General features: G+C 67.4%; 16 protein-coding genes. 10 read left to right on the top strand and 6 right to left on the bottom strand.

The window, feature by feature from the left end; all coding sequences use genetic code 11:
- Positions 1 to 6 precede the first annotated feature (6 nt).
- Positions 7 to 684 (bottom strand): ribulose-phosphate 3-epimerase, encoded by a 678-nt coding sequence (gene rpe, locus A7X97_RS19055; protein WP_072168909.1) that lies wholly within the window; start codon positions 682 to 684, stop codon positions 7 to 9.
- Between the two features lie 30 nt (positions 685 to 714).
- Positions 715 to 1044 (bottom strand): J domain-containing protein, encoded by a 330-nt coding sequence (locus tag A7X97_RS19050; RefSeq protein WP_065186520.1) that lies wholly within the window; start codon positions 1042 to 1044, stop codon positions 715 to 717.
- A gap of 144 nt (positions 1045 to 1188) precedes the next feature.
- On the opposite strand from A7X97_RS19050, the gene A7X97_RS19045 reads away from it, so the two are divergent.
- The 8 genes from A7X97_RS19045 (at position 1189) to A7X97_RS19010 (ending at position 9054) form a co-directional block, all read left to right on the top strand.
- Positions 1189 to 2115, top strand: a complete 927-nt coding sequence (locus A7X97_RS19045; RefSeq protein ID WP_032954595.1) for a phosphoribosylaminoimidazolesuccinocarboxamide synthase — start codon at positions 1189 to 1191, stop codon at positions 2113 to 2115.
- 199 nt (positions 2116 to 2314) lie between these two features.
- Positions 2315 to 2800 (top strand): Mpo1 family 2-hydroxy fatty acid dioxygenase, encoded by a 486-nt coding sequence (locus A7X97_RS19040; RefSeq protein WP_072168908.1) that lies wholly within the window; start codon positions 2315 to 2317, stop codon positions 2798 to 2800.
- Between the two features lie 331 nt (positions 2801 to 3131).
- Positions 3132 to 5960 (top strand): monovalent cation/H+ antiporter subunit A, encoded by a 2829-nt coding sequence (locus tag A7X97_RS19035; RefSeq protein WP_072168907.1) that lies wholly within the window; start codon positions 3132 to 3134, stop codon positions 5958 to 5960.
- Positions 5960 to 6352 carry a Na+/H+ antiporter subunit C gene (locus A7X97_RS19030; RefSeq protein ID WP_072168906.1) on the top strand — a complete coding sequence of 131 codons (393 nt, stop codon included), beginning with the start codon at positions 5960 to 5962 and terminating at the stop codon, positions 6350 to 6352. The genes A7X97_RS19035 and A7X97_RS19030 overlap by 1 nt, the downstream gene beginning before the upstream one ends.
- Complete coding sequence (locus A7X97_RS19025; RefSeq protein ID WP_072168905.1) at positions 6349 to 7884, top strand: monovalent cation/H+ antiporter subunit D; 1536 nt, start codon at positions 6349 to 6351, stop codon at positions 7882 to 7884. Before A7X97_RS19030 ends, A7X97_RS19025 begins: the two co-directional genes overlap by 4 nt.
- Positions 7881 to 8387, top strand: coding sequence for a Na+/H+ antiporter subunit E (locus A7X97_RS19020; protein WP_005419867.1), 507 nt, complete (start codon positions 7881 to 7883; stop codon positions 8385 to 8387). The genes A7X97_RS19025 and A7X97_RS19020 overlap by 4 nt, the downstream gene beginning before the upstream one ends.
- Entirely contained in the window at positions 8384 to 8668 is a 285-nt protein-coding gene (locus A7X97_RS19015; protein WP_005411334.1) for a K+/H+ antiporter subunit F, read from the top strand. The genes A7X97_RS19020 and A7X97_RS19015 overlap by 4 nt, the downstream gene beginning before the upstream one ends.
- Entirely contained in the window at positions 8665 to 9054 is a 390-nt protein-coding gene (locus A7X97_RS19010) for a Na+/H+ antiporter subunit G (RefSeq protein WP_005419868.1), read from the top strand. Before A7X97_RS19015 ends, A7X97_RS19010 begins: the two co-directional genes overlap by 4 nt.
- Before the next feature lie 83 nt (positions 9055 to 9137).
- On the opposite strand, the gene A7X97_RS19005 is transcribed toward A7X97_RS19010, so the two are convergent.
- The gene (locus A7X97_RS19005; protein ID WP_049415459.1) at positions 9138 to 10103 is read right to left on the bottom strand and encodes a sodium:calcium antiporter; all 966 of its coding nucleotides are present in this window, start codon (positions 10101 to 10103) and stop codon (positions 9138 to 9140) included.
- Between the two features lie 72 nt (positions 10104 to 10175).
- The gene (locus tag A7X97_RS19000; RefSeq protein ID WP_072168904.1) at positions 10176 to 10832 is read right to left on the bottom strand and encodes a hypothetical protein; all 657 of its coding nucleotides are present in this window, start codon (positions 10830 to 10832) and stop codon (positions 10176 to 10178) included.
- Positions 10833 to 10957: 125 nt separating this feature from the next.
- Here A7X97_RS19000 and A7X97_RS18995 point away from each other — a divergent pair, with 125 nt between their 5' ends.
- Positions 10958 to 11491, top strand: coding sequence for a hypothetical protein (locus A7X97_RS18995; protein WP_088497356.1), 534 nt, complete (start codon positions 10958 to 10960; stop codon positions 11489 to 11491).
- A gap of 84 nt (positions 11492 to 11575) precedes the next feature.
- On the opposite strand, the gene hmgA is transcribed toward A7X97_RS18995, so the two are convergent.
- Positions 11576 to 12874: a homogentisate 1,2-dioxygenase gene (gene hmgA, locus A7X97_RS18990; protein WP_111008325.1), complete on the bottom strand. Its 1299-nt coding sequence runs from the start codon at positions 12872 to 12874 to the stop codon at positions 11576 to 11578.
- Positions 12875 to 12977: 103 nt separating this feature from the next.
- The gene (gene hppD / locus A7X97_RS18985; protein ID WP_172412146.1) at positions 12978 to 14090 is read right to left on the bottom strand and encodes a 4-hydroxyphenylpyruvate dioxygenase; all 1113 of its coding nucleotides are present in this window, start codon (positions 14088 to 14090) and stop codon (positions 12978 to 12980) included.
- Positions 14091 to 14219: 129 nt separating this feature from the next.
- On the opposite strand from hppD, the gene A7X97_RS18980 reads away from it, so the two are divergent.
- Positions 14220 to 14714, top strand: coding sequence for a MarR family winged helix-turn-helix transcriptional regulator (locus A7X97_RS18980; RefSeq protein ID WP_072168901.1), 495 nt, complete (start codon positions 14220 to 14222; stop codon positions 14712 to 14714).
- Positions 14715 to 14728: the final 14 nt, after the last annotated feature.

Raw genomic sequence — 14728 nt, 5'->3', positions numbered from 1 at the left:
CATGGCTCAGCCCCGTGCCGCAGCGACGTTGGCGCGCATCTGCGCGATCACGTCCTGGTAGCTGGTCCTGGCGTTGAAAATGGCCGAACCGGCAACGAAGGTGTCGGCGCCGGCGGCGGCGATCTCACCGATGTTGTCGGCCTTCACGCCACCGTCGATCTCCAGGCGGATGTCCTTGCCGCTGGCATCGATCATCTTGCGCACCACCTTCAGCTTGTCCAGCGCCGAGGGGATGAAGGCCTGGCCGCCGAAGCCCGGGTTGACCGACATCAGCAGCACCAGGTCCAGGTCATCCAGCACCCAGTCGAGGATGTCCACCGGGGTGGCCGGATTGAGCACGATGCCCGGCTTGCAGCCCAGCGAGCGGATCAGCTGGATGGTGCGGTGCACGTGCCGGCTCGCCTCCGGGTGGAAGCTGATGTAGGTGGCACCGGCCTCGGCGAAGTCCGGGATGATGCGGTCCACCGGCTCGACCATCAGGTGCACGTCGATCGGCGCGGTGACGCCGTGCTTGCGCAGGGCCTGGCAGACCATCGGGCCGATGGTCAGGTTCGGCACGTAGTGGTTGTCCATCACGTCGAAGTGGACCCAGTCCGCACCGGCAGCGAGGACGTTGTCGACTTCCTCGCCGAGGCGGGCGAAGTTGGCGGACAGGATGGAGGGGGCGATGAGGCAGTGGGACATGGCCGGGCCTTGCAACGAGGGGAAAGTGGGTCAGCGCTTGCGCAGGGTCTTGATGCGGTCGTAGGCGGCATTGATCCGCCGCGACTTCTGCTCGGCCTGCTGCTGCAGCTCGGGGGCGGCGCCGCCAAGCCTGTCGGGGTGGTACTGCGAGATCAGCTTGCGGTAGGCGCGCTCGATCTCGGCATCGGTGGCCTCGGAGGTCAGCCCCAGCTCCCGGTACGGGTTCTCCTTGTTCAGGCGGAACCAGTCCGAATCGAAGGCGTGGCCAATCAGCAGGCCGACCACCGCGCCGAACAGCGGATTGGGCCGGAACAGCAGGGCGCCGGCGATGAATCCGAGCAGTTTTCCGTACCAGCGCATGGCGCTCCGGGGTCGACCGACGAAATGGACGCTCATTTTACGTCACAGCGGGCCCGGACGGCTTTACACTAGGCCGCCCGCTGGTCAGCGGGCCCGCCGGGTCCGTTGGGCAGCAGCCGTATCGACAACGCCCCAGGAGTGCCCGTGCCAACCACGCTGTTGCAATCCGATCTCCCCGGCCTGCCCTTGCGCCATCGCGGCAAGGTGCGTGATGTGTTCGATATCCCGCGCGAGCGGCTGCCAGCCGGAACCCCGCCGGGCGACTACCTGCTGATGGTGGCCACCGATCGCCTGTCGGCGTTCGACGTGGTCCTGCCCGACCCGATCCCGGGCAAGGGCGAGATGCTCTGCCAGGTCTCCAACTTCTGGTTTGCCAAGACCGCGCACCTGATGCCCAACCACCTGACCGGCATCGACGTGGCCAGCGTGCTGCCCGAAGGCGTGGACCCGGCGCTGTACGCCAAGCGCGCGGTGGTCACCCGCAAGCTGAAGCCGGTGCCGGTGGAAGCGATCGCCCGCGGCTACCTGATCGGCAGCGGCTGGAAGGATTACCAGCGCACCGGCAAGGTCAGCGGCATCGACCTGCCCGACGGCCTGCGCCAGGCCGAACAGCTGCCCGAGCCGATCTTCACACCCTCGACCAAGGCCGCGGTCGGCGACCATGACGAGAACATCGATTTCGACGCGATGGTGAAGCAGGTCGGTGCGGAACTGGCCGAGCGGGTGCGCGACGCCACCCTGCGCATCTACAAGTTCGCCGCCGATTACGCCCGCGAGCGCGGCATCATACTGGCCGACACCAAGTTCGAGTTCGGTACCGACGCCGATGGCCGGCTGTACATCATGGACGAGATGCTGACGCCGGATTCCTCGCGTTACTGGCCGGCCGACGAGTACGAAGTGGGCACCAGCCCGCCGAGCTATGACAAGCAGTTCGTGCGCGATTACCTGGAGACGCTGGACTGGGGCAAGACCGCCCCGGGTCCGAACATCCCGGCCGACATCATCGAGCGCACCCGCGCCAAGTACGCCGAGGCGCTGCAGCGCCTAGCCGGGATCAGCGTCGACTGATCCGCCTGCGCCCCTGGCCGGAAAGGCGGGGGGCGCGTTCGGTAGTGCCGGCCGCTGGCCGGCGCTTCGGTGAACCTGCAACCAGGCATGGCCTGGTCCTGGTAGTGCCGGCCGCTGGCCGGCGACGTCGCGAACTCGGCTATGCTCTGGTTTGCCGGCCAGCGGGCGGCACTACCGTTGTCCGAGGAAGCGACGCAGCATGCAGACATCCACCGAGCTTGCGCGGCCGATCGACCGCTATTTCGCCAGCTACTCCGACGACCACCGCAACGTGATCAACCAGCGCATCCACGTGGTGGCGGTGCCGGCGATCCTGTGGTCGGTGGTGGCCCTGCTGTGGTGCCTGCCGCCGCTGATCACCTGGTTCCAGTACGGCATCTGGTCGGCGTTCGCGATGTTCAGCGCCTGGTGCTTCTACAACAAGCTGTCGCGCCCCTTGGGCATCGGCATGCTCGTCCAGTTCTTCGTATTCGGCTGCCTGTGCCGCCTGCTGGAGGCCGAGATCGGCCTGCAGGGGCTGCGCTGGCTGGCGGTAGGGGTGTTCGTGGTGGCCTGGATCGCGCAGTTCATCGGCCACACGTTCGAGGGCCGCAAGCCCAGCTTCCTGACCGATCTGACCTACCTGCTGATCGGCCCGGCCTGGGTGATGGCCAAGTTCTATCGCAAGCTCGACTGGCGCTACTGATCGCCGGCGGCCGACAGCGGCTGTCGTTTCCTGAACGGGCGAATTCCATCACCCACACTCCACGGCGGCCCTGCCAGCCTGCGCCGGTGACTCGCTCCCCGCTTCCCGTCCGTTGACGGCAGCCCCTGTGCGACAGGGCCTGCGGTCTCCCTGCGTGGGCGTAGGGTGTCCCCCGAGGGCAACCGGGAGGGACCGCAGGAATGTGATGTTGCGCCGCGGAAAAAATGAATCAGCGAACGTTACATGCAATTGATCGCTGTTTGATGGGTTTCGGCGACATTTCGCAGCCTGTTATTCTCCCTGACCTGCTCGTGAATCATGGATTCCCTGCATGCTCTCCAGCCTGCCCCTGCTGCTGGCCCTGCCGTTCCTGATGGCAGCGGCTGTTGCGGCCTTCCCCCGTAGTTCGCGCTCGGCTGCTGCCTGGCTGGCGGCACTGGCGCCGTTGGGCGGGCTGGCCATCCTCGGCTGGCTGACCCCGGCGGTGCTCGATGGCCAGGTGGTCCGCACCCTGGTCCCCTGGCTTCCACAGATCGGCCTGGACTTCACCCTGCGCCTGGACGGGCTGGCCTGGATGTTCGCCGGGCTGGTGCTGGGCATCGGCGCCCTGGTGGTGCTGTATGCGCGCTACTACCTGAGCCAGCAGGACAACGCGCACCGCTTCTACTGCTACCTGCTGCTGTTCATGGGCGCGATGCTGGGGATGGTGCTGTCGGGCAACCTGCTGTTGCTGATGATCTTCTGGGAAATGACCAGCATCAGCTCGTTCCTGCTGATCGGCTTCTGGTCGCACCGCCAGGACGCACGCGAAGGCGCGCGCATGGCGCTGGTGATCACCGGCGGCGGCGGCCTGGCCCTGCTCGGTGGCGTGCTGTTGATCGGCCGTATCGTCGGCAGTTTCGACCTGGATGTGGTGCTGGCCGCCGGCGAGCAGATCCGCGCCAGCACGCTGTATCCGTACGCCCTGTTCCTGGTGCTGGCCGGCATCTTCACCAAGAGCGCGCAGTTCCCGTTCCACTTCTGGCTGCCGCACGCGATGGCAGCGCCGACCCCGGTCTCGGCCTACCTGCACTCGGCCACCATGGTGAAGGCCGGCGTGTTCCTGCTGGCGCGGCTGCATCCGGCGCTGGCCGGCAGCGACCTGTTCTTCTATACGGTCAGCGGCATCGGCGCGCTGACCCTGCTGATCGGTGCCTGGAACGCGATCTTCCAGCACGACCTGAAAGGCCTGCTGGCGTACTCGACCATTTCCCACCTGGGCCTGATCACCCTGCTGTTCGGCCTGTCCACGCCGATGGCGGTGGTCGCCGGCGTGTTCCACATCCTCAACCACGCCACCTTCAAGGCCTCGCTGTTCATGGCCGCCGGCATCATCGACCACGAAACCGGCACCCGCGACATGCGCAAACTGGGGGGGCTGCGCAGGCTGATGCCGTTCACCAGCGCGCTGGCGATCATCGCCTCGCTGGCGATGGCCGGGATCCCGCTGCTCAACGGCTTCCTGTCCAAGGAAATGCTGTTCGCCGAAGCGATTACGGCCGGCGGCCCGGGCATCATGCGCACGGCGGTGTCGATCGCTGCGTTGCTGGCAGGCGTGTTCGGCGTGGCGTACAGCCTGCGCTTCGTGCACGACACCTTCTTCGGCACTGGCCCGCACGACCTGGACCGCGTGCCCCACGAGCCGCCGCGCTGGATGAAGGTGCCGGTGGAGCTGCTGGTGGTGATCTGTGTGGCGGTGGGCGTGGCACCCGCACTGACCGTCGCGCCGGTGCTGCACGCCGCTGCGGCCTCGATCCTCGGCACCGCCATGCCCGAATATAGCCTGGCGGTGTGGCATGGCTTCAACCTGCCGCTGGCGATGAGCGCGATCGGCGTGGTCGGTGGCGTGGCGCTGTACTTCGGCCTGCGCAGGCTGATCAACCTGCATGCCGTGACCAATGTCAGCACGGGCCGCAATGTGTTCCACGCCCAGCTGGACGCCGTGTCCGCGCTGGCCATGCGCCTGACCAGCGGCATCGCCAATGGCAGCCTGCAGCGCATGCTGCTGGGCCTGGTGCTGGTGGCGATCGTGGTTGCCGCTGCGCCGTTCGTGGCCAACCCAGCCTCGCCGAACTGGACCGCGCCGCAGCCGATTCCGCTGCTGGGCTGGGCCCTGTGGCTGGTGATGATGGCCTGCGCGGTCGCCACCCTGCGCATCTACAAGCAGCGCCTGCTGGCGGTGCTGCTGGTCGGCGGCGTCGGCCTGATGGTGGCGCTGACCTTCGTGTTCCTGTCCGCGCCCGACCTGGCCCTCACCCAGCTGCTGGTGGAGATGGTGACGCTGGTGCTGATGCTGCTGGGCATGAATTACCTGCCCGCGCAGTCCGGGCCTGAGCGGCCGCGCTGGCGCAAGCGCCGCGACGCGGTGATCGCGATCATCGCCGGTGCCGGGCTTGGCGCGCTGGCCTATTCGGCGATGACCCTGCCGCCGAACACCATGGCCGGCGAGCTGCTCGCCCGCGCGTTGCCCGAGGCCTACGGCCAGAACGTGGTCAACGTGATCCTGGTCGACTTCCGCGGCTTCGATACCTTCGGCGAGATCACCGTGTTCGGCATCGCCGCGCTGGTGGTGCATGCGCTGCTGCGGCGTACGCGGATGGCACCGGAGCAGATCATGCCCGGCCCGCCGATCAAGCTGCCGGTGCCGGCCGACCTGGCGCAGATCATGTTCCCGCTGACCCTGACCGTGTCGATCTTCCTGTTCCTGCGCGGGCACAACGCACCGGGTGGCGGCTTCATCGCCGGCCTGGTATTGGCAGTGCCGCTGCTGATCCAGTACGTGATCCAGGGCACTGCATCGGTGGAGTCGCGCTTCGGCTTCGACTACATCCGCTGCATCGGCATGGGCCTGCTGATCGCCCTGCTCAGCGGCAGCGCCTCGATGCTGTTCGGCGTGCCGTTCCTGACCAGCGGCCATCTCGACCTGCACCTGCCGCTGATCGGCGACGTACCGCTGGCCAGCGCGATCGGCTTTGACATCGGCGTCTATCTGGTGGTGTTCGGCGGTGCCATGCTGATGCTGTCGATGATGGGCACGATCAAGCCGTCGCGAACCCGCACCGCCCGCAAGGGTGAGATCGACCTGCAACGCCGCTCGGCACGCACCGGGGAGATGCACTGATGGAACTGGCCCTGGCTACCGCGATCGGCGTGCTGACCGCCATCGGCATCTACCTGCTGCTGCGTGCGCGCAGCTTCGATGTGATCCTCGGCATGACCTTCCTGTCCTACGCCACCAACCTGCTGATCTTCGCCGGCGGCCGCGTGGTACTGGGCAAGGCGCCGGTGCTGCAGGAAGGCGTGGACAGCCACCTGGGCAACTACACCGACCCGCTGCCACAGGCGCTGGTGCTGACCGCTATCGTGATCGCCTTTGCGATGACCGCGGTGAGCATTGTGCTGGCCATGCGCAGCCGCAGCGACAACCACAGCGACCACGTGGATGCCCACGAGCCGGATGACGACCTGCAGGATGAGCGCGTGCCGCCGCGCCGGGGCGAGGACCGCGCATGAACCACCTGGTGATCCTGCCGATCCTGATTCCGCTGCTGGGTGCGGCGCTGTCGCTGTTCGTCGAACACCGCCGCTATGGCCCCAGGGTGCAGCGGGCGGTGGCCTGGACCGCGCTGTCGGCGCTGGCGCTGGCGGTCGGGCTGCTGTTTGCCACCACGGCCAGTGGTGAAATCAACGTCTACCTGCTTGGCGACTGGCCGTCGCGGCTGGGCATCGCACTGGTGGCCGACCGGCTGTCGGCGTGGATGCTGCTGACCACCCTGCTGCTGGCCATTCCCTGCCTGCTGCACGCCTGCTCGGGCTGGGACCGCCGCGCGCCGCACTTCCATGCGCTGTTCCAGTTCCAGCTGGTCGGCCTCAACGGCGCGTTCCTGACCGGCGACATCTTCAACCTGTTTGTGTTCTTCGAGGTGATGCTGATCGCCTCCTACGGCCTGCTGCTCAGTGGCGGCCGCGGCCTGCGCATGCGCATCGGCCTGCACTACGTGGTGTTCAACGTCACCGCCTCGACCCTGTTCCTGGTCGCGCTGGGCCTGCTGTATGCCTCGCTGGGCTCATTGAACATGGCCGAGCTGTCGCAGCGCATCGCCGAGGTACCGCCGGCACAGCTGACCCTGGTGAAGGCGACCATGGGCCTGTTGCTGCTGGTGTTCTGCGCCAAGGCCGCGCTGATGCCGCTGTACCTGTGGCTGCCGGAAGCCTATTCGCGCGCACCGGCGGCCGTGGCTGCGCTGTTCGCGATCATGACCAAGGTCGGCCTGTACTCGGTGCTGCGCATCCAGATGCTGTGGTTCGGCGACGATGCCGGCGCGATGGCCGGCTATGGCCGCGACTGGATGTTGTGGGCGGGCGTCGCGACGCTGGTGCTGGGCGGCCTCGGCGCACTGGCCGCCACCCGCCTGCGCGTGCTGATCTCCTACCTGGTGATCGTGTCGGCGGCCACGCTGTTCATCGCCTTCTCGGTGGGCACGCCCCAGGTGCTCTCGGCTGGCCTGTACTACCTGCCGCACAGCAGCTTCGTCGCTGCCGCGCTGTTCCTGGTTGCCGATCTGATCCGCCGCCGTCGCGGTAGCGCCAGCGACCGCAAGGAAGTGGTCGCGCCGATGCCGGGCAAGGAGACGCCCGCCGTGTTGTTCCTGATCGGCGCGGTGTCGGTGGCCGGCCTGCCGCCGCTGTCCGGCTTCCTGGCCAAGGCTGCGCTGCTGGCCGGCATGCCGGTGCAGTACACCGCCCCGGTCTGGACCGCTGTGCTGGTCAGCAGCCTGCTGGTGATCATGGGCCTGACCCGGGGGGGCATCCGCCTGTTCTGGCGCGTGCCGCCGGTCGATCCGGAAGCGCCGGTACCGCGCAAGGCGCGGCTGCGCCGGGTCGAGCTGTACGCGGCCTGCATCCTGCTGGCCTACGGCATCGGCATGACCCTGGCCGCAGCACCGCTGATGCGCTACACCGACGCCACCGCCGCGCAGCTGCTGCACCCCAGCGAGTACGTGCAGCAGCTGCGTGCGACTGCACCGGAGATCCGCCAGCCATGACCGCCCAGCGCTCCCTGTTCCGTCGCCTGATTCCGTCGCCGATGCTGAGCATCATGGTGGTGGCGTTCTGGCTGCTGATGTCCGACAGCTTCACCCTCGGCCAGATCGTGCTGGGCCTGCTGCTGGGCGTGGTGGTGCCGCTGTTCGCCGCACGCCTGGACCGCGAGTTCGCCCGCATCGGCACCCTGCGCCCGTTGCCGAAACTGCTGTGCGTGACCCTGTGGGACATCCTGATGTCCAACATCCGTGTCGCCCTGCAGGTACTGGGGCCGGAGAAGAACATCCACCCCGGTTTCATCTGGCTGCCGCTGGACATCGCCAACATCCATGGCATCGCTGCGCTGACCAGCATGATCACGCTGACCCCGGGCACGGTCTCGGCCGCGCTCAGCGACGACCGCAAGTACCTGCTGGTGCACGTGCTGCACCTGGAGGACCCGCAGGACCTGATCGATACGATCAAGCGCCGTTACGAGGCGCCGTTGATGGAGATCTTCCCATGACCGGTTTTGAAGTCATCCAGACCACCCTGGTGGTGTGCATGCACGTGGTCGGCCTGGCGATGCTGCTGGCCACCTGGCGGCTGTTGCGCGGGCCGACCGTGCCCGACCGCATCCTCGCGCTGGACACGCTGTCGGTGACCGCGATCGCTGAGCTGATGCTGTTCGGCATGTACCTCAACTCACCGATCTACTTCGAGGCGGCGCTGATCATCGCCATGCTCGGCTTCGGCAGCACCGTGGTGCTGAGCAAGTTCGTGCTGCGCCGGGACATCGTCGAATGATCACCGCGATCCAGATCGTCCTGTCGATCCTGCTGCTGTTCGGCTGCTTCTTCATCCTGGTCGGCGCACTGGGCCTGGTGAAGCTGTCCACCTTCTTCAAGCGCCTGCACGCACCGACCAAGGCCAGCACGCTGGGCGTGGGCTGCGTGCTGGTGTGCTCGGTGTGCTACCACATCTTCCTCGGCCAGGACCCGCAGCCACGCGAGCTGCTGATCACCGTGTTCCTGTTCATCACCGCACCGATCAGCGCGCACATGATGGCCAAGGCGGCGTTGTCGCTGCTGATGGAGACCCGCCCCAGCCTGCCGGGCAACGAGCCGGCCGCCGAGGAGCAGCTGCCGCCGCCGGAACCGGTGCGGGAAGAAGAAACCACGCAGAACCGGTAGTGCCGGCCGCTGGCCGGCAATGTGACGCCCGGTAGGTGCCGACCGCTGGTCGGCACGAACAGCAGCCGAGCATGGGCTCGGCTCTACAGCGCCGGTGCGCCGACCAGCAGCAGCTCCAGCACGAACCAGCCTACGAACGCGACCAGCAGGATCCCGCCTTCGCCACGACTGATCTTCAGGTCGCCGCGCAGCATCGGGTACAGCACCAGCGCAAACGCCAACAGCGCCGGCAGTTCCAGGCGCACGAACGAGGCCGGCAAGGCCAACGGCTGCAACACCGCCATCGCACCGATCACCAGCAGCAGGTTGACCACGCTGGAACCCAGTACGTGGCCGAGCACCATGTCACCATGCCCGCGACGCGAGGCGGCAATGGCGGTGGCCACCTCGGGCAGTGCGGTGCCGATCGCCACCGGCAACAGGCCGACCAGCAACGGCGTCCAGCCCAGTGCGGCACCGAAGTCGGCCGCAGCACCCACCACCAGGCGCGCGCCCCAGTACAGGGTCAGTGCGGCGATCAGCACGCGCAGCACGTTCAACGGCAGGCTGGTGCGGCTCAGCGCGGATTCGGCGATGGCTGCCTGCACCTCGGCGCTCTCGACGCGGCCGCGGCGCAGCAGCAGCACCTGCATGACGATGAAGCCCGCCACCAGCACGCCGCCTTCCCAGCGCACCAGGCGACCATCCAGGCCGAACAGGATCAGCAGCACGCCGGCCGCCAGCAGCGACCACCACAGCACCGCCTGCAGGCGCGCGCGCAGCAGCAGGGGGGCGGCGATGGCGGCCACCGCCAGGGTCAAGCCCAGATTGACGATGCTGCTGCCCACTGCATTGCCCAGCGCCAGCTCCGGTTGGCCGACCGCCAGCGCACGTGCGTTGACCGCCAGTTCCGGCAACGAGGTGGTCACGCCGAGCAGCAGCAACCCGGCAGTGAACGGGCTGGCCCCGAAGCGCTGGGCCAGGCCAGAGACGGCCTTGACGATGGAGTCCCCGCCCAGTGCCAGCAGCAGCAGGCCGAGCAGGAACCAGGCAATGGCAATGGCGATCATCGAGCACTTCCCAGCAGTGGTGGCGCGATTCTACGCTTGGCCCGAGCGCATGGCTGGGCGGTGGATCAAGGATCAGCCACAGCCTTCCGCATAGTCGACCTGCGGGGTCTGCCCGACCCGCCAGGCCCCCACCCGGCCATCGGCACCGAGCGCGAAGTCGATCACTGCCCCGCCCTCCTGCACCGGCCGCACGCGCAGGTGCTGGGCCTTCTCGTCGTACTTGTCGGGACCGACGTCAGCGCGCTCGGGATACAGCACCTGCAGCTCGCCCAGGGTCATGCCGACCTTGCCGCCGCCCGGTGCAGTGATGGCGGCGCTGCGCACGTCGTAGCGCACCAGCTTGCGGCCTTCGATCATCAACCGCGGGTCCTCGGCATCCTGCGGGCGCAGGAAGTAACAGCCGTCGTTGCCGTCGTCCGCGGGCAGCGGCTTGCCGGCGGCATCGGTGCCCAGCCCCTGCAGCGGCGTGCCGAAGCCGCTGCGGACCTCGGCGATGCTGGCGCCCAGCGTGACGCCGCCGAAGCCATCCAGGCGCGCCGGGCTGTCCTTGCGGAGGTCGTTCGCCGGGCGGGCCGCCAGATCAGGATCCGTCGATTGGGCCGGACCGGTCGCCGAGGCGGTTTCCGCCGGGGTGTCGCTGCCGCTGCCGGCGGCGCCCTGCTTGTCGGGGCCGCCACTGCAGGCGGCGAGCGAAAGGAGCAACAGACCAGCAATCGGGAGGTGCTTCATCGGTGCGGTTCCCTGGCACGAAGGTAGCTGCACGCTAGCGCAGCGCGCGTGCAGATGCTGCATTGTCATCGCGGTTTCATCGCCCTCGTTCAGGCTCGGCGTGCACCGACCTGGCTGTCCCTTCCATGCAACCGCGCAAGACCGAACTCGCCCGAACCGCGCTGCAGGCCCATCGCGCGCCGCTGGACATGCGCCAGCGCCGGTTGCTGATCCTGTGCGACGGCCAACGCAGCATCACCGACCTGACCGGCCTGCTCGGCCAGGACGCGCCCGCGATGGTCATCCAGCTGGTGCAGGCCGGCTACCTGAGCACCGGTACCGGTGCCGCAGCCCCGCCACCGCCGCCGGCAGCCACGGTAGCGCCGCAGCCCGCAACACCTGCCGCAGCCGCGTCCACAGCGGTCGAACGCCGCCGCTCGCTGGTGGCTGCGCGCATCTACGTGCTGGGCATCCTGGAAATGCAGCGCCACCCGCAGGCGGCGGCGCTGTTCCGCGACCTGCAGCAGGCACGCGCCGAAAGTGAAGTGCTGCAGGTGCTGCACTCGGCGATGCAGATGCTGCCCGGGCTGACTTCGGAAGGCTATTGCCAGCGTGTACGCCAACGCCTGCTGGAAGCGCTGCCGTTGGAGCACTGCGACGCGTTCGCCGAGATGGCCTGAAGAAAAAGGGGACGGAGGGGATTAAGTCGTTTCAAGCACACGTGTGCTGATTGCGGCTTAATCCCCTCCGTCCCCTTTTTCGGGTCAGCGGAAGTTGTTGCGCAGGCCGTTCCAGCACTGCTGGTAGTCGCCCTGGCGGTGGCCAGCGGCCAGGGCCTGTGCGGTCGGGCGGATCACCGCGCGGGTCTCGAACATGAAGGCCATCGTGTCCTTGATCACGTCCGCCTTGGACAGATCGGCATTGGACGCCTTGTCGAAGGTCGGTGCGTCCGGGCCGTGGCCGCTCATGCAGTTGTGCAGCGATGCGCCGCCCGGCACGAAGCCTTCGGCCTTGGCATCGTAGGCGCCATGCACCAGGCCCATGAACTCGCTGGCGATGTTGCGGTGGAACCACGGCGGGCGGAAGGTGTTCTGCGCCACCAGCCAGCGCGGCGGGAAGATCGCGAAGTCCATGTTGCTGGTCCCCGGCGTGTCGCTGGGCGAATGCAGCACCAGGAAGATCGACGGGTCTGGATGGTCGTAGCTGATCGAACCGAGGGTGTTGAAGCGGCGCAGGTCGTAGCGGTACGGCGCGTAATTGCCGTGCCAGGCCACCACGTCCAGCGGCGAATGGTCGATCGGCGCACGCCACAGGCGGCCCTCGAACTTGGCGATCAGCTCGAAGTCACCGTCGATGTCCTCGAACGCCGCGTGCGGGGTTTCGAAGTCGCGCGGATTGGCCAGGCCGTTGGAACCGATCGGGCCAAGGTCGGGCAGCTTCAGCAGCGCACCGTAGTTCTCGCAGATGTAGCCGCGGCTCGGGCCATCGGGCAGTTCAACGCGGAACCGCACGCCGCGCGGGATCACCGCGATCTGCTGCGGCTCGATCTCGATCACGCCCAGCTCGGTCAGCAGGCGCAGCGCGCCCAGCTGCGGCACGATCAGCAGCTCACCGTCGGCATCGTAGAAGTAGCGGCCGACCATGTCGCGGTTGGCAGCGTAGAGGTGGATGCCCACGCCAGCATGCGCATCGGGCGAACCGTTGCCCCCCATCGTGTACAGGCCTTCGACGAAGTCGGTCGGCAGCTCCGGCAGCGGCAGCGGACTCCAGCGCAGCTGGTTCGGCGAGGCCGGTTGTGCGCCGAAATCACATTGCAGCTGCGACTGCGCGAACGGGGTGAACTCGCCATGGGTCACCGCCGGACGGATCCGGTACAGCCAGCTGCGGCGGTTGCTGCCGCGCGGCGCGGTGAAGGCGGTGCCGGTCAACTGTTCGGCGTACAGGCCGTGGGCCACCTTCTGCGGCGAGTTCTGCCCGACCGGCAGCGCGCCGGCGACGGCCTCGGTGGCGAATTCGTTGCCGAAGCCGGACTGGTAGCCGCGGGCGGTGAGGGCGGGGGACATGGGGGCTCCTGAAAAACGGCAAGACCGGAACGGAAAGCAGCCGAGCATGGCTCGGCTCTACAGGCAAGCAGGCGCCGGGCGTGACCCTGCGCTGCCCAGGACCTTACAGCACGCCGCGGCGGATCTGGTCGCGCTCGATGCTCTCGAACAGCGCGGTGAAGTTGCCTTCGCCGAAGCCCTCGTTGCCCTTGCGCTGGATGATCTCGAAGAAGATCGGGCCGATGCAGTTCTGGGTGAAGATCTGCAGCAGCTTGCGCTGGTGGGTTTCCGGATCGGCATCGATCAGGATCTTGTTCCTGGCCAGGCGCGGCACGTCTTCACCGTGGTTTGGCACGCGCTGGTCGATCACGTCGAAGTAGGTCTCCGGCGTGTCGAGGAAGTCCACGCCCTGCGCGCGCATCGCTTCGACCGTGTCGTAGATGTTCTCGGTGAAGCAGGCGATGTGCTGGATGCCCTCGCCCTTGTACGCGTCCAGGTACTCGTTGATCTGGCTCTTCGGGTCGGACGATTCGTTCAGCGGGATGCGCACGATGCCATCCGGCGCGGTCATCGCCTTGGACACCAGGCCGGTCTTCAGGCCCTTGATGTCGAAGTAGCGGATCTCGCGGAAGTTGAACAGGCGCTCGTAGTAGTCCGACCACTGCTGCATGTTGCCGAAGTACAGGTTGTGGGTCAGGTGGTCGATGAAAGTCAGGCCGAAGCCCACCGGGTGCAGGTCGGCACCGGCGATCGGCTCGTAGTCGCCGTCGTAGATGCTGCCGGCCGCGCCGTAGCGATCGACCAGGTACAGCATGCAATCGCCGATCCCCTTGATGACCGGCGCGCTGACCGCCTTGCTGTCCGGCTTGAAGGCGATGGCTTCGGCGCCGTTGCCCAGCGCGGCCTGGTAGACCTCCTGGCCCGGCTTCTTGAAGCGGATGGCGAAGCCGCAGGCGCACGGACCGTGCTTTTCGGCGAAGTCGGCGGCGAACGAAGCGGGGTCTTCATTGACCAGGAAGTTGACGTCGCCCTGGCGATAGACGGTAATCGGACGCTGCTTGTGCTTGAGCACCGCGCTGAAGCCCATCTTCCGGAAGTACTCGTGCAGCTCCTGGCCACGGCCGGCCGGGGCGGCGAATTCGACGAACTCGAAGCCGTCGATGCCCATCGGGTTCTCGAAGGTGGTGACCTGCATGCCGGGGTTGGGATGCGAGGCGGTCGGGACTGCGGTATTCATGGCGTGGCTCCGAATCGGTACCGCATCGGTACAAACCAGGTGCGGGCAGGTAGGGACCCGGCGAGAATGCAGGGTCTGGACCCACCCCTTATAGTTACACTTGAAACCACCAGCAAGGTGCACCGCAACATGAGCCCCGCCGATCCTGCCTCGACCCGCCTGCGTGCCTCGCACGTCCTGCTCGACCTGGAACAGTTCCTGCCGTACCGGCTGAGCGTGCTGTCCAACCGGGTCAGCGGCAACATCGCCAAGCTATACGGCGATCGTTACGGTCTGGCGATCCCCGAGTGGCGGGTGATCACCATCCTGGCGCTGTACCCGGGCTCCTCGGCCAGCGAGGTCTCCGACCGCACGGCGATGGACAAGGTGGCGGTCAGCCGCGCCGTGGCCCGCCTGCTGGAGCGCGGCTTCATCAAGCGCGAGACGCATGGCGACGACCGCCGCCGCTCGGTATTGGCGCTGTCGGCCGCCGGTTTCGAAGTGTACGAGACCATCGCGCCGATGGTGATCGAGATCACCCGCAAGCTGATGTCGGTCCTGAGCGACGAGGAAGAGCAACTGCTGGAAAAGCTGATCCTGCGCCTGGCCGGCGAAGGTCTGGAGCGGATGGGCGAAGGGGTCTGAACGAAAAAGGGGAC

Source organism: Stenotrophomonas sepilia (assembly GCF_003244875.1).
In the GTDB taxonomy this organism is placed as follows: domain Bacteria; phylum Pseudomonadota; class Gammaproteobacteria; order Xanthomonadales; family Xanthomonadaceae; genus Stenotrophomonas; species Stenotrophomonas sepilia.
This window is presented reverse-complemented; position numbering and strand designations above follow the sequence as displayed.